The organism is Methylobacillus draconifructus (assembly GCF_045984385.1).
Classification (GTDB): domain Bacteria; phylum Pseudomonadota; class Gammaproteobacteria; order Burkholderiales; family Methylophilaceae; genus Methylobacillus; species Methylobacillus flagellatus_A.
The window spans coordinates 124,833-141,067 of the sequence record NZ_JBJQIJ010000001.1; the positions used below are offsets into that span (position 1 = coordinate 124,833).

The 16,235-nt window shown below is 59.0% G+C and carries 21 protein-coding genes; 11 read left to right on the forward strand and 10 right to left on the reverse strand.

All coding sequences use genetic code 11. The features are described 5' to 3' along the window. Positions 1 to 19 precede the first annotated feature (19 nt). The 5 genes from ACKF11_RS00665 to ACKF11_RS00685 all read right to left on the reverse strand — a co-directional run bounded on the left by ACKF11_RS00665 (position 20) and on the right by ACKF11_RS00685 (position 2,061). Positions 20 to 427: a hypothetical protein gene (locus ACKF11_RS00665; RefSeq protein WP_407995600.1), complete on the reverse strand. Its 408-nt coding sequence runs from the start codon at positions 425 to 427 to the stop codon at positions 20 to 22. Between the two features lie 9 nt (positions 428 to 436). Next, entirely contained in the window at positions 437 to 646 is a 210-nt protein-coding gene (locus ACKF11_RS00670; protein WP_407994675.1) for a hypothetical protein, read from the reverse strand. Positions 647 to 834: 188 nt separating this feature from the next. Next, a complete protein-coding gene (locus ACKF11_RS00675) occupies positions 835 to 1,122 on the reverse strand; it encodes a type II toxin-antitoxin system RelE/ParE family toxin (protein WP_407994676.1) in 288 nt (95 codons plus the stop codon). After that, positions 1,119 to 1,403 carry a CopG family ribbon-helix-helix protein gene (locus ACKF11_RS00680; protein ID WP_407995601.1) on the reverse strand — a complete coding sequence of 95 codons (285 nt, stop codon included), beginning with the start codon at positions 1,401 to 1,403 and terminating at the stop codon, positions 1,119 to 1,121. Before ACKF11_RS00680 ends, ACKF11_RS00675 begins: the two co-directional genes overlap by 4 nt. A 52-nt stretch (positions 1,404 to 1,455) precedes the next feature. Beyond that, positions 1,456 to 2,061, reverse strand: a complete 606-nt coding sequence (locus ACKF11_RS00685) for a TetR/AcrR family transcriptional regulator (protein WP_407995602.1) — start codon at positions 2,059 to 2,061, stop codon at positions 1,456 to 1,458. A 125-nt stretch (positions 2,062 to 2,186) separates the two neighbouring features. Between ACKF11_RS00685 and ACKF11_RS00690 the strand changes: the two genes are divergently transcribed. Both ACKF11_RS00690 and ACKF11_RS00695 read left to right on the forward strand, forming a co-directional pair. Then, positions 2,187 to 2,930 carry an SDR family oxidoreductase gene (locus ACKF11_RS00690; protein ID WP_407995603.1) on the forward strand — a complete coding sequence of 248 codons (744 nt, stop codon included), beginning with the start codon at positions 2,187 to 2,189 and terminating at the stop codon, positions 2,928 to 2,930. Continuing rightward, the gene (locus ACKF11_RS00695; protein WP_407994680.1) at positions 2,924 to 3,178 is read left to right on the forward strand and encodes a DUF2798 domain-containing protein; all 255 of its coding nucleotides are present in this window, start codon (positions 2,924 to 2,926) and stop codon (positions 3,176 to 3,178) included. The genes ACKF11_RS00690 and ACKF11_RS00695 overlap by 7 nt, the downstream gene beginning before the upstream one ends. A gap of 141 nt (positions 3,179 to 3,319) precedes the next feature. Here the strand turns inward: ACKF11_RS00695 and ACKF11_RS00700 are convergent, their stop codons facing one another. Continuing rightward, a complete protein-coding gene (locus ACKF11_RS00700) occupies positions 3,320 to 3,622 on the reverse strand; it encodes a TehB family protein (protein WP_407995604.1) in 303 nt (100 codons plus the stop codon). Further along, on the reverse strand, positions 3,619 to 4,614 hold the full coding sequence (locus ACKF11_RS00705) for a 2-hydroxyacid dehydrogenase (RefSeq protein ID WP_407995605.1): 996 nt from the start codon (positions 4,612 to 4,614) through the stop codon (positions 3,619 to 3,621). Before ACKF11_RS00705 ends, ACKF11_RS00700 begins: the two co-directional genes overlap by 4 nt. 501 nt (positions 4,615 to 5,115) lie before the next feature. Here ACKF11_RS00705 and ACKF11_RS00710 point away from each other — a divergent pair. Then, positions 5,116 to 6,684, forward strand: a complete 1,569-nt coding sequence (locus ACKF11_RS00710; RefSeq protein WP_407995606.1) for a methyl-accepting chemotaxis protein — start codon at positions 5,116 to 5,118, stop codon at positions 6,682 to 6,684. Between the two features lie 33 nt (positions 6,685 to 6,717). On the opposite strand, the gene ACKF11_RS00715 is transcribed toward ACKF11_RS00710, so the two are convergent. After that, complete coding sequence (locus ACKF11_RS00715) at positions 6,718 to 7,275, reverse strand: GNAT family N-acetyltransferase (RefSeq protein WP_407995607.1); 558 nt, start codon at positions 7,273 to 7,275, stop codon at positions 6,718 to 6,720. A gap of 18 nt (positions 7,276 to 7,293) precedes the next feature. Next, a complete protein-coding gene (locus ACKF11_RS00720) occupies positions 7,294 to 8,334 on the reverse strand; it encodes an NADP(H)-dependent aldo-keto reductase (RefSeq protein WP_407995608.1) in 1,041 nt (346 codons plus the stop codon). Positions 8,335 to 8,472: 138 nt separating this feature from the next. Here ACKF11_RS00720 and ACKF11_RS00725 point away from each other — a divergent pair, with 138 nt between their 5' ends. From ACKF11_RS00725 to ACKF11_RS00760, 8 genes are all read left to right on the forward strand, one after another. Then, a complete protein-coding gene (locus ACKF11_RS00725; protein ID WP_309564329.1) occupies positions 8,473 to 9,201 on the forward strand; it encodes a proteasome-type protease in 729 nt (242 codons plus the stop codon). 86 nt (positions 9,202 to 9,287) lie between these two features. After that, positions 9,288 to 11,228, forward strand: coding sequence for a DNA repair helicase YoaA (gene yoaA / locus ACKF11_RS00730; protein WP_407995609.1), 1,941 nt, complete (start codon positions 9,288 to 9,290; stop codon positions 11,226 to 11,228). Between the two features lie 10 nt (positions 11,229 to 11,238). Then, entirely contained in the window at positions 11,239 to 11,949 is a 711-nt protein-coding gene (gene tsaB / locus ACKF11_RS00735; protein ID WP_407995610.1) for a tRNA (adenosine(37)-N6)-threonylcarbamoyltransferase complex dimerization subunit type 1 TsaB, read from the forward strand. Next, positions 11,946 to 12,407, forward strand: coding sequence for a ribosomal protein S18-alanine N-acetyltransferase (gene rimI, locus ACKF11_RS00740; RefSeq protein WP_407994689.1), 462 nt, complete (start codon positions 11,946 to 11,948; stop codon positions 12,405 to 12,407). The genes tsaB and rimI overlap by 4 nt, the downstream gene beginning before the upstream one ends. Before the next feature lie 10 nt (positions 12,408 to 12,417). Next, on the forward strand, positions 12,418 to 13,413 hold the full coding sequence (locus tag ACKF11_RS00745) for a uracil-DNA glycosylase (protein WP_407995611.1): 996 nt from the start codon (positions 12,418 to 12,420) through the stop codon (positions 13,411 to 13,413). Positions 13,414 to 13,529: 116 nt separating this feature from the next. Next, positions 13,530 to 14,123, forward strand: a complete 594-nt coding sequence (locus tag ACKF11_RS00750; RefSeq protein ID WP_309564334.1) for a LemA family protein — start codon at positions 13,530 to 13,532, stop codon at positions 14,121 to 14,123. A gap of 18 nt (positions 14,124 to 14,141) precedes the next feature. Then, positions 14,142 to 15,014, forward strand: coding sequence for a TPM domain-containing protein (locus ACKF11_RS00755; RefSeq protein ID WP_407996022.1), 873 nt, complete (start codon positions 14,142 to 14,144; stop codon positions 15,012 to 15,014). A gap of 3 nt (positions 15,015 to 15,017) precedes the next feature. Further along, positions 15,018 to 15,527 carry a TPM domain-containing protein gene (locus ACKF11_RS00760; RefSeq protein WP_407995612.1) on the forward strand — a complete coding sequence of 170 codons (510 nt, stop codon included), beginning with the start codon at positions 15,018 to 15,020 and terminating at the stop codon, positions 15,525 to 15,527. A gap of 74 nt (positions 15,528 to 15,601) precedes the next feature. Here ACKF11_RS00760 and ACKF11_RS00765 read toward each other — a convergent pair whose 3' ends face one another. After that, complete coding sequence (locus ACKF11_RS00765; protein ID WP_309564336.1) at positions 15,602 to 16,132, reverse strand: hypothetical protein; 531 nt, start codon at positions 16,130 to 16,132, stop codon at positions 15,602 to 15,604. Between the last annotated feature and the right edge of the window lie 103 nt (positions 16,133 to 16,235).

Here is a 16,235-nt window from a genome sequence, read left to right on the forward strand (position 1 = left end):
ATTGTGAACTCTATTTAATTCACAATTGCCAATCTAACTGGTCGGCATACTGGCCGGGTGTTGCATAGTCTACTAATTTACAATCTTTGGTGAGGTTGCATTTGTAGGCAAATGCATAGGTTTTCTCGCCGGTATAACCTCCAAAAGAGTTTTTTGCATTGACGAATACATAAGAAATCCAAACCAAGGTAGGCCTACCTCCAACATTCTTCACCATTCGTTGGGTTGATCCAAACCGGAATTTTGCACTGTCCGGATCTTTCAGCATTTCCTGAATTAAGCGCTTTTCTTGATACTCATGTTCATCATGTAGATATCCCCAGTCTGTAGTGGTGTAGCGGCTGAGTAATTCTTTTACTTGCTTCTGATATGCCAGTCCACAAGCCGTTAACATGATGCAAATTGATATAGTAAGGGGAAGATGCATTTTCTTGTCTTAAATATTTTTTACGAGTTTCGCAATTTCATTTTTGAATGTAATGCCAAGGGCTATCCCACGTTGATAGCTGGCTGAGTGAGTATCATGAGGCAGGCTCTCATGTTCTTTGGTATCGAGTAATCCATCTGCTACTCCCCGCTTGAAAGATAGCCCATGTCCATGTGGGATATCTGGAATATCTAGTGTGACTTTGTGTGTGATTGCCAAGATTGAATCCGGGGAGCGCAGGATTGATGTGGTGGAGTTGTCTGAGTTAGGCAGGTATCTGCGGGTCAGGGTTGACGTGCAGTATTTGGATGATGGGCTTTAGTTGCATTGCTTGTGTAAGACGCATCTGCTCGAGGTGGGCAGTATGAGTTGAGCGAATCCAGGTTCTGGCGATTTCAATATTACTTTCATTCAAGCTCGCGCTGGTGCCTGATCGCCAGTATCAATACCTGGTCAGTGAGCGGGTCGAATTCATACAGCGCGATATAGCCGCTTCGCCCGCGTGAAATCACGAGTTCCTTCAAGTCCGTGCCGGATATTGGCCGGCCGATATCCGGGTGCAACGCCAGCAGCGAGATACCGTGATCGATGATATCGAAGGTGGCCATGGCCCATTCGCCTGATTGCTCCAGCAGAAAATCCACTAGCCTTTCAATATCCTCCAATGCAGCCGAGGAGTAGACGATGCTGGTCATCGTGTCTGCTTGATGGGTTTGGGTCTGGTTGTATGCTGGCCTTGTATCTTGTTGCGCAGGTAGGCATGCACATCTTCTGCCGCATAAGCGGTGCCGGATTGTTCATGTTCGGCTTTTGCCTCCAGGGCGCGGGCGATCAGCGCCTGCCGCTTTTCCTCTCGCAAGGTTTGTTCTGTGAGCGCGTCCAGCATGAAGGCATGCGCAGTCTTTCCTGTCGCATCGGCAAGTTGCTTGATGCGCGTTTTCAGGTTGTCTGGCAATTTGAGGCTGGTGGTTGTCATTGGCATACTGCTAGTGTTGGTAGCAATAAAGTAACACCTTGATGCAGGAAGGTCAACGAGATGGCCAGTTGTCCAGCACAAGCCTTGTCATATCCAGCAGTGCTTCGCGGCTGGCACCGCTGGCGGCTTGTGTGCTCATGCCCTGATGCAAGGTGGCGATGTACTTGGCGAGGGTGGCAGGATTGGTTTGCCCAGGCAGGTCGCCTTCTCGTTGGGCGCGTTGCAGGCGCGCCGTCAGGGAAGTTTCGAACTGTTGCCTGTATTTCGCCAGTGTTTCCTTGACCGCGGCGGTTTCTTTGCTGCAACTCAGCGACCCCGTATTGACCATGCAGCCGCGGGGCGAATCCGGCGCAGTAAGGAAATGGACGCTTTCCGACAATAGTTTTTCTACCACGCGGTAGGCAGTGGGTTCGCCGAGCGCCGCCGAAACGAATGCAATCGGGCCGGCGATGTATCGCTGCAGCGCTTTCTCGAATAATTTCTCCTTGCTGCCGAACGCGGCATACAGGCTTGGCTTGTTGATTCCCATGACATCGGTCAACTCCGCGACCGAGGTGCCTTCATAGCCATGGGCCCAGAACAATCGCATCGCAATCTCCAGGGATGCCTCCGGGTCGAATTTGCTGGGGCGGCCCCGTGGTTTCTTGATGTCAGCCATGTTCATACTCGCAATCACTATCGAATTAATAATATTGTACCACTTGGTTAAAAATTATTTGACAATGTATTTTCGCACCGTTTAATATTTATTTACCGTATGGTACATAAATATAGGAGATCAGCATGAGTAACATGGAAAGCAAGGTTGCATTGATTACCGGCGCCAACCGCGGCATCGGTTTCGAAACCGCTAAGGAACTGGGGGAGCAAGGCATCCAGGTGATATTGGCTGTGCGCGACCCCGCAGGCGGCGAAGCCGCAGCGGAAAAATTGCAGGCGCTAGGTATCAAGGCTGTCGTGGTGCCTTACGAGGCGGGCAAGCCAGGGGCCGCCGCCCAGGTGGCTGCGTTTGTCGAGCAGCATTTCGGCAAGCTGGATATCCTGGTGAATAATGCAGGCATCTTGAAAGAGAACCTGGTCGGCGGCAACAACAGCAGCCAAGTGGAAGGCAAGGTGCTGCGCGATACCTTCGAGGTCAATTTCTTCGCCGTGATTGAGCTGACCCAGGCCTTGCTGCCCTTGATCAAGCGCTCCAAGGCTGGGCGAATCGTCAACCTTTCCAGCATCCTCGCTTCCCTCAGCCTGCACAGCATGCCGGATTCGCCTATCGAGCAGGCGAAGAGCGTCGCCTACAATACATCCAAGACCGCCTTGAACGCTTATACCGTGCATCTCGCGCACGAGCTCAAGCATACGGCGATCAAGGTCAATGCCGCCCATCCCGGCTGGGTGAAGACAGCGCTGGGTGGCGCCAACGCCCCGATGGAGGTGGATGGCAGCGGCAAGACCAGCGCACAACTCGCCACACTGGGCGCGGAAGGGCCCAGCGGCGGATTCTTCCATCAGGGCGAAGCGTTGCCTTGGTAAGGTTGCCGCCGCATGGCAGGCGCCTGCACTCCCGGTACCGCAAGCCATTGTTCGCCTTTGTCATGTCGGCGGTAACCTCGCTGATCGTGTCGGCGGTGATCCTGGCGTTGCGCGGCATGCCTGCGCCTCTCTTCCTGCATCAATGGGCCCATGCTTTCATCACGGCATGGCCCGTGGTGTTCCTGTCCATTATCCTGATTGCGCCGCGGATCGACTGCTTGCTGGACCGGGTCGTGGAAAGGGACTAGACAAAGCAAAGGCGTCATCAGCCTTTCGATACTTGAGGACAGTGCTTGTTCAGCCTTATCTGTTCTCTAGCAGATGGGCAACAGTCACAGTTTCGGTAGTGTGCAGAGCTGTAACCGAGTTGCCGCGAAGCGTGAAAACAGCTACTCAATTGCCGCTTCGCGGTAAAACTCCACATAGAACTTGCCGGGGATGCCGAATTCCACCCAATGGATGATCTCCGGCAATATGACGATGGTTTCCCCCGCATCGGCAATCGCTGATGCCTCATTCGGCGGCGCCAGGCGGTAGACGACTTGGCCTTCCAATACATGCAGCAGGCCCCAGATGCCGGCCTTGGTGGAATGCTGCGATTGCAGGGCGGCCGGCAGGTTGTCCGGCGTGAAGTCCGGGGTACGCTTGTAGGCTTCCAGCCCTTCGGGAAGCTGGCTGGGGATCAGGCTCATGTTTCCAGCCTGACCAGGTTTTGCGGCTTGCCTTCCGCCCAGGCGCTGATATTGGCAAGCGTGGTGCCGGCGATTGCATCGAGCGCTTCGCGCGTGAGAAAAGCCTGGTGCGCGGTGATGATGACGTTGGGGAAGGTCAGCAGGCGCGCCAGCACGTCATCCTGCAATGGAAAGTCGGATAAATCCTCGAAGAACAAGTCCGCTTCTTCTTCATAAACGTCCAAGCCTAGGTAGCCCAAGTGGCCGCGCTTCAATGCGTCGATCACGGCGGGCGTGTCCACCAATGCGCCGCGGCTGGTGTTGATGAGCATGCTGCCTTGCTGCATGCGGCTGAGCGAGCTGGCATTGATGAGGTGGTGGGTCGCAGGGCTCAGCGGGCAGTGCAGGCTGACGATATGGGATTGCGCCAATAGCGCGTCGAGTTCGAGATAACTGGCTCCCAAGGCGGTGACTTCCGGGTTGGGGTAAGGGTCGTAGGCCAGTATCTTGCAGCCGAAGCCTGCCATGATGCGCGCGAACGCTGCGCCGATCTGCCCCGTGCCGACAATGCCTACGGTCTTGTTGACCAGGTCGAAGCCCGTCAATCCGCGCAGGCTGAAATCGCCTTCGCGGGTACGGTTGTAGGCGCGCGTCAGGTGCCTGTTGAGCGCAAGGATCAATGCGACGGTATGCTCGGCGATCGCATGCGGCGAATAGGAGGGCACGCGCACGACGGCGAGGTTGAGCCTTTGTGCGGCTTCCAGGTCGATATGATTGTAGCCCGCGGAGCGCAATGCGACCAGCCTGGTGCCGTTGGCTGCCAGCTTCTCCAGCACCGGGGCGGACAAGTCGTCATTGATGAAGGCGCAGACGACTTCCGCTCCTGCGGCAAGCACGGCGGTATCCACCGTGAGCTTGGGCTGCTGGAAGATGAATTCGGTATTCTGGGGCTTGGGAAAGGCAAGAAAGCTTTCCCGGTCGTATACCTGGGTGCTGAAAAAGACGATGCGCATCGGACTCCTTTACATTGGCGGGCGGCAGGCTCGATGGCTTGATTAAAACATCAATACAGGCCGCAGCCAAGCAGCCGCGCGGCCAAGCGCAAAACAAGCCCTCCCGCGAGGGGAGGGTGGATACGTCCAACGTCAGGGAAATGTGCCGGCGAATGAGCTTCGCTTCAAATTGTTATGCCGATCACTCTGAAATTTTCAGGTCTTCTACTAGTAATGACACGCGAGAATGAAAAAAGGACACCCCTTGATAAAAATATTTCCATAAAATTTTGTATTTATATGGTTATTTTCTATCTTCTCGAGTACTTAATAGGCGCTCCGTTGATGGGTCTTTAATTCAATTCGTCAAAATGACATTAAATTGCAATATTTATGTGGCGAAATTGTCATGCGGGCAACGCGCTTTATGTCTTCAGTTTCGCTGGGGAATGCCGTAAATGACGAAGCTGCCGCTAGTGTGGCCTCATCCCATCCAACCTGTTCCAACTCCCGAGTAAGACAATGCAACTTCATGATATAAAAATCTCCACGCGCTTGATCGGCCTGAGCGTGTTTCTTCTGCTGGGGTCGCTGATCCTGGGGCTGACGGGTTGGATCGCGCTGTCGAAAACGAACGCTCTGCTCCAGCTTACGCTGGAACAGGCCGCGTCCTCGGAAGAGGCAGTGGATACTGCCCGCAAGGCACAAGTCATATTCAAGATACAAATCCAGGAGTGGAAGAACACGTTGTTACGCGGCCATGATATGGAAGCGTTTGCCAAATACCGGGATGCCTTCATCAAGAGCGGCAAAGAGACGCAAGAGGAGTTAGGCAGGCTGCAGACTATTTTCGCTAAGCTCGGCCTGGATGAGGACATGGTGACCGAGGCGAAAAGTTCGCTTGCCAAGCTTGAATTCGATTATCTTGATGCGCTCAAGCAGTTCGACAGCTCCCGCCTCGAGAGCACGCAGGCCGTCGATAAGCTGGTCAAGGGCATGGACCGCGAACCTACTCAAAAGATCGACCAGATCGTGGCGTTTGTCAGCGAGCACTCGGCAAGCATTCGCGAGCGCAATCAAGCATCGGCGCAGAAGCAGCACGATCTTGCCGTCTCGTCGATTCTGCTGGCACTGCTTATCCTGACTGCTGCCGGCGCCGGGCTGACCTATTGGATCATCACCAGCGTGACGCGCCCGCTCAACAGCGCTATTGCAATCGCAAAGACCGTGGCCGCCGGCGACCTCACAGCTGACATCAACGTATCGTCTCAGGACGAAACCGGCCAGCTGCTCTCGGCATTGAAGGAAATGAATGACAGCCTGGTGCGCATCGTGAACAGGGTGCGCCAAGGCACCGACGCGATTGCGACTGGCTCCAGCGAGATCGCGGCAGGCAACCTGGATTTATCCTCCCGTACCGAGCAGCAGGCCAGCGCCTTGGAGGAGACCGCGTCCTCCATGGAGGAAATCACCGCTACAGTGCGCCAGAACGCGGATAATGCCCAGCAAGCCAACCAGCTTGTCGCCTCCGCTTCCGAAATTGCCTTGCGCGGCGGCAATGTGGTGTCGCAGGTGGTATCAACCATGGAATCGATCAACGAGGCCTCCAAGCGGGTTGTCGATATTATCGCCGTGATCGACGGGATTGCCTTCCAGACCAATATCCTGGCATTGAATGCAGCAGTCGAAGCCGCCAGGGCCGGCGAGCAAGGGCGGGGCTTTGCCGTGGTCGCTGCGGAGGTGCGCGGCTTGGCGCAACGTTCCGCTTCGGCCGCCAAGGAAATCAAGGAGCTGATCGGCAACTCGGTGGAGCGTGTCGGCACCGGGGAAAAGCTGGTGACGGAAGCGGGAGCGACGATGCAGGAAGTGGTGCAGAGCGTGCAGCGCATCATCGATATCATGGCCGAAATCACTGTCGCCAGCCGCGAGCAGACCAGCGGTATCGAACAGGTGAACATCGCGATCAGCCAGATGGACCAGGTCACGCAGCAGAACGCAGCCCTGGTCGAGCAGGCGGCTGCAGCGGCAGCCTCATTGCAGCAGCAGGCGGACGAGCTGGCTTTGGCGGTGGGCAGGTTCAAATTAGGCTGATGCGAACTGCCAGCGGATGCTGGCAATAGGTCTTCAACCGTCCGCAGAGTGCATGCGCTCTGGCCAGCAAACGCCAAAGGCCAGTACGTCGTGGTATTTCCCTTCTGAGCGGGCATGCGCGTGCAGCACACCTTCCTGGAGCAAGCCGCATTTTTCCAGCACGCGTGCCGATGCCCGGTTATGCGCCAGGCAGCGCCCGGTAATGCGCGTAATGCCCAGCGTGTTGCGCGCGAACGCCATGAGCGCCTGCAAGGCTTCCGTACAGTAACCCTGGTTCCAGTGTTCGGCAGCAATCCAATAGCCGACTTCCGCGCGGCGGTCGGCGGCATGGATATCCAGCAGGCTGACAGTGCCAAGCAGGACGTCGTCCTGCCGCCTGGTCACGGCAAAAATGACGCCCGTCAGTTGGTCGTGATGAATTTCATGAGTGCCGAGCCATTCCTCGGCTGCACCGGGCGGGTAAGGCCAGGGAATGGAAGCGCACATGGCTGCAATTTGCCGGTCTTCCAACATCGATTGCACGGTTGGCGCATCCTGTATGACATAAGGACGCAACACCAAGCGTGCGGTATTCAGGCTGGGCAACTGCATGCCGCTAGGAATATCGCCTCAAGGCGCGGGGTTCATGTATCGCAGGTGGATCGCCTCGATCTCCTGCAAAATGTCCTGCGAAAGAGGCTTTTGCCAGGCGCCGATGTTTTCCTGCAGCTGGTCCAGGCTGGTGGCGCCGATAATTGTGCTGGTCACGAACCAGCGGTGGTAGACGAACGAGAGCGCCAGTTCGGCAGGGCTGAGGCCATGCTTGCGTGCGAGCGCCGCATAGGCCGCGCTGGCAGGGGTGACGTTGGGCTTGGTGTAGCGCTGGGCGTAGCCGGGAAACAGGGTGACGCGGCCCTTGGCCTGCGGGTCGTCGATATATTTGCCCGTGAGATGGCCGAATGCGAGGGGAGAGTAAGGCAGCAGGCTCACTTGCTCGCGGTAGACAATCTCGGTCATGCCGAACTCGAATCCGCGGTTGAGCAGGCTGTAGCTGTTCTGGATGGAGGCGATGCGCGGCAATCTGTATTGCTCGGAAACGCGCAGGAATTCCATTACGCCCCACGGTTGCTCGTTGGATACGCCGACGTAGCGTACCTTGCCTTCCTTCACCAGTTCGGCCAGGGTTTCAAGCTGGTTGTGGATCGACACCCAGGCCTTGGTTTCCTTGGTGGGGTCGAACTGGTATTGCCCGAAAATCGGCACGTTGCGTTCCGGCCAGTGGATCTGGTAGAGGTCGAGGTAGTCGGTCTGCAAGCGCTTGAGCGAGCCTTCGATGGCCGAGCGCACATTTTCGCGGTCTACCGCGCTCGGGCCGCCGCGTATCCAGTCGAGCTTGCGGTTGCCGCCCGCCACCTTGCTCGCGAGGATGATCTTGTCGCGCGGCTGGCGCTTGAGCCAGGTGCCGATAATGCTTTCGGTGCGGGTATAGGTCTCTGCCTTGGGCGGCACCGGGTACATCTCGGCGGTGTCGATGAAGTTGATGCCTTGCGACAGCGCGTAATCGAGCTGGGCATGGCCCTCGGCTTCGGTGTTCTGGTCGCCGAAGGTCATGGTGCCCAGGCAGATGGCGGATACGTCGAGGTCGGATTTGCCTAGCTTGCGGTATTCCATGTGACTGTCCCTGAGTCTGTGGGAAAAAGGCAAGTGTACGTCATTTTGCGTAGGCGGGTGGCACTACTCCCCTCGTGGTATTGTCGAGCCCTGTGCGCATGCGTATGATGAACCCAACTCAATCACCGTGTTTTCCGCATGACTTACTGTGTAGGCTTGTTGCTTGACCAGGGGCTGGTCTTGGCGTCCGATACCCGTACCAATGCCGGCGTCGACCAAGTGGCCGTGTTCCCCAAGATGAGCGTGTTCGACGTGCCGGGCGAGCGGGTGATTACCTTGATGACGGCAGGCAACCTTGCCATCACGCAGGCGGTGATCAACCGTCTGCGCGACGCGATCAAGCTCAACGAGGGCGCGACATTGCACAACGTCGCGAGCATGTTCGATGCCGCGCAGCTGGTGGGCGAGCAGCTGCGGGTGGTGTACGAGCTCGACCATGAGCATTTGAAGAACCATAACACCGATTTCAACGCCAGCATCCTCGTCGGCGGACAAATCCGGGGCGAGGCACCCAAGCTGTTCTCGATTTACGCTGCGGGCAATTTCATCGAAACCAGCCAGGAAACCCCTTACTTCCAGATCGGCGAAACCAAGTATGGCAAGCCCATCATCGACCGGGTGATCACGCACGAGAGCGATATCATGGAGGCAGTGAAGTGCGTGCTGATCTCCTTCGATTCGACCATACGCAGCAATATTTCCGTTGCCGCCCCGATCGACCTGCTGATCTACCGCACGGATAGCTTCCATGCGGATTGCAGGCAGCGCCTTACCGAAAGCGACCCCTACTACAACACCATACGCCAGGGCTGGTCCGACGGCCTGCGCGAGGTGTTTGCCGCTTTGCCCAACCCGGACTGGTGTTAATGTGCCGCGGTCAAGAACCGCACGGAATCCAGCCGCAAGTCCAGTATAATGTCAGGGTTTTCGATAGATCACCCTGAAAGTCCCGCTTGAGCGACCTAGACCATGTATTTTCCGCACAAGGCCCGTTAGCGGAAACCATCCCAGGCTATCGCGCGCGCCTGCAACAGCAGGAAATGGCGCAGGCGATCGCCGAGGCGATCAAGCACAACCGCCAGCTGGTAGCCGAGGCCGGCACCGGCACGGGCAAGACTTTCGCCTACCTCGTGCCCGCGCTGCTGTCGGGCGGCAAGGTCATCATTTCCACCGGCACCAAGACCTTGCAGGACCAATTGTTCAACCGCGACCTGCCTGCGGTGCGCGACGCGCTCAAGGTGCCGGTCACCGTCGCCATGCTCAAGGGGCGCGCCAATTACGTCTGCCATTTCCACCTGCAGCGCGCGATGAGCGAGGGCCGCTTCTATTCGCGCGAAGACGCGGCTTATGTCCACAAGATCCAGGCTTTTGCCGAGAACAGCGCCACGGGCGACAAGAGCGAGCTGACTTCGGTGCCCGAAAGCGCCACCGTCTGGCCCGCGGTGACTTCCACCCGCGACAATTGCGTGGGGCAGGAGTGCGCCTTCTACAAGGATTGCTTCGTGATGGAGGCGCGCAAGCGCGCGCTGGCCGCGGACGTGGTGGTCGTGAACCACCACTTGTTCTTCGCCGACGTGATGCTGCGCGACGAAGGCGTGGCCGAGCTGTTGCCCGCGGCGAATACCGTGATCTTCGACGAGGCCCACCAGTTGCCCGAAGTCGCGGGCATGTTCTTCGGCGAGGGCTATTCCACCAGCCAGCTCATGGAACTGGCACGCGACTCCCATAACGAATACCTCACCACCGTCAAGGATTGCACGGCATTGCCGGAGGCGACGGCCGCGCTGGAAAAAGCCGTGCGCGATTTCCGCCTGATCTTCGCCTATGAGGGCGCGCGCCTGCCGGTGCAGAAGGCCCTGGCATTGCGCAACTTCGAGGCTGCCTATGCGACGATGCAGGAAAAGCTCGCCGAGCTGGCAAACGTCCTGGAAACCCAGGCGGAGCGCGATCCGGCCGTCGACAACTGTTGGCAGCGCGCGCTTGCGTTGCAGGCCTTGCTGCAACGCTGGCATGCCGCCGCCGATGCCAACCTGGTGCGCTGGGTCGAAGTGTTCAGCCAGTCGGTGCAGTTGCATGCCACGCCGCTTTCCGTGGCCGAAGGGTTCAGCAAGCAGCTCAACGCCCAGCCGCGCGGCTGGATTTTCACCTCCGCGACCCTGGCGGTGAAAAGCGATTTCAGCCATTACCTCGCGCAGATGGGCCTGCAGGAGGCCACCACCGGCCATTGGGACAGCCCGTTCGAGTACGGCCGGCAAGGTTTGTTCTACGTGCCGCAGGGCATGCCCGAGCCCAATAGCGCCGGATATGCGGCCGCCGTCGCCGCCATGGCATTGCCGGTCATCAAGGCTAGCCGCGGGCGTGCGTTCGTGCTCTGCACCAGCCTGCGCGCGATGCGCGAATTGCATGCGCTGTTCAAGGATGCCTTTGCGGCCGAGGGGCTGGAGTACCCGCTGCTGATGCAGGGCGATACCGCGCGCAGCGAGCTGCTGGAGCGCTTCCGCCAGCTCGGCAATGCCGTGCTGGTGGGCTCTCAAAGCTTCTGGGAGGGCGTGGACGTGCGCGGCGAGGCGCTGTCTGCCGTGATCATCGACAAGCTGCCGTTCGCGCCGCCCGACGACCCGGTGCTGGCGGCACGCATCGACAAGATGAACGCCGAGGGCAAGAACGCCTTCATGGAGTACCAGTTGCCCTATGCCGTCATCACCCTCAAGCAGGGGGCGGGACGCCTGATCCGCGACGAACGCGACCGCGGGGTGCTGATGATCTGCGACCCACGGCTGATCAGCAAGCCCTACGGGCGCAGAATCTGGCAGAGCCTGCCGCCGATGCGCCGGACGCGCAATGTGGAAGATGTAGTAGAATTCTTCGCTTCTTCCCCACTTGATCCGGCGTGATATATCCGGCATGAAACTCCTCGCCCTAGATACCTCTACGGAATACCTGTCGCTGGCCCTGCTGCTCGATGGCAGGCTTGCCGAGCGCGAGCTACTGGCGGGCCAGTCCCATTCCCAGCGTATCCTGCCTTTGCTGCGCGAGTTGCTCGACGAAGCGGGCGTCGGATTGCGCGACCTGGACGGCATCGCCTTCGGCGCGGGCCCCGGCTCGTTCACGGGCTTGCGCATAGGGTGCGGCGTGGCCCAGGGCCTGGCTTTCGGGGCGGGGCTGCCCGTCATCGGCGTAAGCACCTTGCTGGCGCTGGCCGAGGACGCCCAGGGAGCCGGCAGGGTGGTCGCCTGCCTGGATGCGCGCATGGGCGAGGTGTACCACGCTGTCTATGAAAAAACGACGGCTGAGAAAACAGCGGCAGGCTGGCAGGAGGTTATTGCTCCCGGACTATATGCGCCGAATGCGGTGCCGGCAATCGAGGGCGAGGGCTGGATCGGGATAGGCAGCGGCTGGAAGGCTTATGCGCAAGCGCTGGAGCAGCGCTATGGCCCGCAACTGGCACAGTGTCTTCCCCAGGCCTATCCGCGTGCCGCGGCGATTGCGCGATTGGCATTGCCCGGGTTTGAAGCTGGCCTGGGGCGTCCGGCCAGCGAAGCTGCCCCCATCTATATCCGCAACAAGGTCGCGCTGACCACGCGCGAGCGCGAAGCCAAGGCGTCCGGCGCATGAACGCCGTGCTGAAGCCAGAGGCCAGGCTGCGGCCCATGCAGGCGGCAGACCTGGATACCGTGTCCAGGATAGAGCCGACGATTTTTCCGTACCCCTGGACGCGCGGCAACTTCAGCGACTCGCTGAGTGCCGGCCATAGCTGCTGGGTATATGAGCGCGACGGCGAGCTGTTCGGCTATGCCGTCATGATGCTGGTGCTCGATGAAGCGCACCTGCTCAATATCAGCATCGCGGCACCCTGGCAGGGCAAGGGCTATGGACGCAATCTGCTGGCCCATATGATGGATATCGGCCGTCAGCATGGCGCGCTGAACATGTTCCTGGAAGTGCGTCCTTCCAACCAGGCGGCGCTGAGCCTGTACGAAAGCATGGGCTTCAATGAGATGGCGGTCCGCCGCGGCTATTACCCCGCGCCTGAGGGGCGCGAGGATGCCGTGCTGATGGGAGCGGCATTGTGAAGGAGGCGACATGGGCCTGAGCCGCGACGATATGTTGCGCGAGCTGGAGTTATTGCCAGTCTGGCGCTTGCGTGACCCGGCAGTATTGCCGGCTGCAGGTCAGTCGCAGGATGAGCGGCGCGAGGTTGCAGCAATTGAACCTGATCCGGTAGCGGAGAGGACAGACGCTCCTGCCAAGGCGGTCGCCAGTGAGCCGTTACAAACCCAGGTGCCTGGACCGGTTGAAACCTCGCCGGCCCCGATAGCGGCTCAAGCGGAGCCTATGCCCGAGGCAGGCAATCATGAGGCTGGCGATATGCGGCCCGATCCGGAATATTTCGAAGCCATGCAGTCATGGCCGGAGTTCGGTGATAGCGTTGTACCGCCATTGTTTGAAGAAGAAGCTTCCGCTCCGCAGGGCGACAGGCGGACCGCCATCATGACCATGGATTGGCAAGCCTTGCAGCAGAGCGTATCGGAATGCGAAGCGTGCGACCTGGCACAGAAACGCACGCAAACCGTGTTCGGCGTCGGCGACCCGAATGCGGAATGGCTGTTCGTCGGCGAGGCACCCGGGGCCGAGGAGGACAGACGCGGCGAACCATTCGTCGGCCCGGCTGGCCAATTGCTCGACAATATGCTGGCCGCCATCGCACTGAAGCGCGGCGAGAATGTCTATATCGCCAACGTGCTCAAGTGCCGCCCGCCCGCCAACCGCGATCCGCATGGCGAGGAGGTGGTGAAGTGCGACCCTTACCTCAAGCGCCAGGTGGAGCTGATCAAGCCGAAATTGATTGTCGCGCTGGGCAAGTTCGCGGCGCAGTCGCTGCTCGCTAGCGACAAAAGCATTGCCGGCTTGCGCGGCAGGCTGCATGATTTTCACGGGGTGCCGGTGATCATCACTTACCATCCGGCCTACCTGTTGCGCAACCTGCCGGACAAGGCCAAGGCCTGGGATGACTTGTGCTTCGCGCGGGAAACCATGCGGGGCTTGCAATCGGCGGCATCGCCCCCATCTTCAGCTTAGTTTAATGATGGGCATGAGCCTGTGTTTGGAGCGTCCGGCGAAATTGTTTCGGTAAGTTTTTCCAGGCGCTTCATCAGTAGTGGATTGAATTGATTCTTGGAACGAAGGGATAGAACATGCAAAAAATCTGGTTGAAGTTGGCGGCGCTATTGATGGTGCTGACCTTGAGCGGTTGTGGTTATAACACTTTCCAGAGCCTCGATGAACAGGTCAAGGCGGACTGGTCCGAGGTGCTGAACCAATACCAGCGCCGTGCCGACCTGGTGCCCAACCTGGTGAACACCGTCAAGGGCTATGCCTCCCACGAGCAGGAAGTGCTAACCCAGGTGGCGGATGCACGTTCCAGGGTGGGCAGCATCCAGGCAACGCCGGAACTGCTGAACGACGAGCAGGCCTTTGCGCGCTTCCAGGCTGCGCAAAGCCAGATGACCTCTGCGCTCTCGCGCCTGATGGCCGTGGCCGAGAATTACCCGCAGCTCAAGGCGGACGCCAACTTCCGCGACTTGCAGGCGCAGTTGGAGGGCACCGAGAACCGCGTGACGGTGGCGCGTAACCGCTACATCAAGTCCGTGCAGGCTTACAACACCGCCGTGCGCCAGTTCCCCAACAACCTGACCGCCAAGATGTTCGACTACCAGCCTAAGCCAAACTTCTCGGTGGAGAATGAAAGCGAAATCTCCAAGGCGCCTGCTGTCAGCTTCGATAAGTAATAGGGCAGCGTGTCGGTTTTGTTGAACAAGCATTCATACGCCAGGCTGTTGGCGCCGCTATTGTGGTTATGGCTGGCGATTGCCGGCTGCGTCCATGCGGATGAGGTGGCGGTGCCGGCGTTGACGGCCAGGGTGACGGATCTCACAGGCACGCTGAGCCAGCAGGAACAGGCGGCGCTGGAAAGCAGGCTTGCGCAATTCGAGCAGGAGAAGGGCAGCCAGATCGCCGTGCTGCTGGTGCCGACCACGGCGCCGGAAGCGATAGAGCAATACTCCATGCGCGTGGTGGAAGCCTGGAAGCTCGGGCGCGGCAAAGTCGACGACGGCGTCCTGGTGCTGGTGGCCAAGGACGACCGCAAGATGCGCATCGAGGTGGGTTACGGCCTCGAGGGGGCGATTCCCGACGTGATTGCCAAGCGCATCGTGTCCGACGTGATGGCGCCGGCATTCCGCCAGGGCAATTTCTATGGCGGCATCGATGCGGCGCTGGGCTACATCACGCGCCTGATTGCCGGCGAAGGGCTGCCTGCGCCGCCCAAACCGCGGGCTCAGGGCGGCCAAGGCGGTGGCGGGTTTGGTGAAATGCTGCCCTTGCTATTGTTTGGTGGGCTGATTCTCGGCGGCGTATTGCGCGCCATATTCGGCAATTTCCTCGGCAGCGCGATCAATGGCAGCCTGGTGGGCGGCGCGGTGATGTTGTTCGGCGGCGGGCTGCTGTTTGCCGCGGCGCTGGGTTTTGTCGCATTCTTCATCACCATGGTCGGCTCCGCCATGGGCGGCGTGCCGATCGGCGGCGGTGGTTTTGGCGGCGGCCGTGGCGGCTGGGGCGGAGGCGGTTTCTCTGGCGGCGGCGGTGGTTTTGGAGGAGGAGGCGCCTCGGGCGATTGGTAAGGCATGAAGAAGCGACATACACTCCTGCGGCTGCTGGCGCATATATTCAATACCCCGTGGCATGTACGGCGGCATTTCCCTGCGGCTGCATTGCAGCGCATCGAGCAGGCGATTGCCGCCAGCGAGAAAACGCATAACGGCGAAATCCGCTTCGTCGTCGAGGGCGACCTGCATCCCCTGGCCGTGCTGCGCGGCGTCACGCCGCGCCAGCGGGCGATCCAGCTGTTCTCGCAGCTGGGCATCTGGGATACCGAGCAGAACAACGGCGTGCTGATCTACCTGCTGATGGCGGACCATGACGTCGAGATACTGGCCGACCGCGGCATCAATCGCCACCTGGGCCAGCATGGCTGGGAATGCATCATCAAAGTGATGCAGGAGAAATTCCGCCAGGGGCGGTTCGAGGAAGGCGTGGTCTATGCCATTACGGAAATCGGCAAATCCTTGCAGCAGCATTTCCCCGCAACGGCGGATGACAAGAACGAGCTATCCAACAAGCCCGTTGTATTGTAGAGGCTTGGTTAGGCCCGCCTAAGAACTGTAAAAAAAGCCATATACAAAAGTAGTGAAAGGCTTTGTTCGCCTGGCTAAGTGTAGTTGAGCACCTCTCCGCGCAATGTGTAGCTGGCGACGCGGCAGGCTTCCACGATCGGGCGCCAGGCGCGGCCGTAGATCTCGCTGCACGGCACATGGTCGATATGGTGTTTCATGTCTGCAGGTTCCGGCGCAAGCAGGTTGTTCGCCGCTTCGATTTGCGAGAAGATGATCATGACCTGCTCGACGGCGGTAATGGTGCCGAGGTTGTGCAGCGGAATGGCATGTAAAGCCTGCTCGAGGCGGCCCAGCTTGCTGCGGTTGAAGTCGCGCATTTGCCGGGTTTCGTTTTTTAACGGATTGCTGCGCAACTGTTCAATATTGTGCAGTGTCAGATAGATGTCGTAGGCGATCTTGTGGGTGACCGACATCAGCCGCTTGGAATAGCCGCGCTGTTCCATGCTGCGGCGACGGGTGTCTATATAGTTTTGCCAGGCAGAAATGCCGATGGCGGCGAAAATGGCAACGACGGAGCCGATGGCTTGGACCCAGGCGGCCCATTCAGATGAAGTGAGTGTTGTCATAGCGGTACGGCGTCAATCTTTCTGTGTTGTACATGCTTGCATGCAATATGCCATGCGGTAATAAGGTTATAACAGTTTTTTGGTATTGTGGTGAGTGCCCATA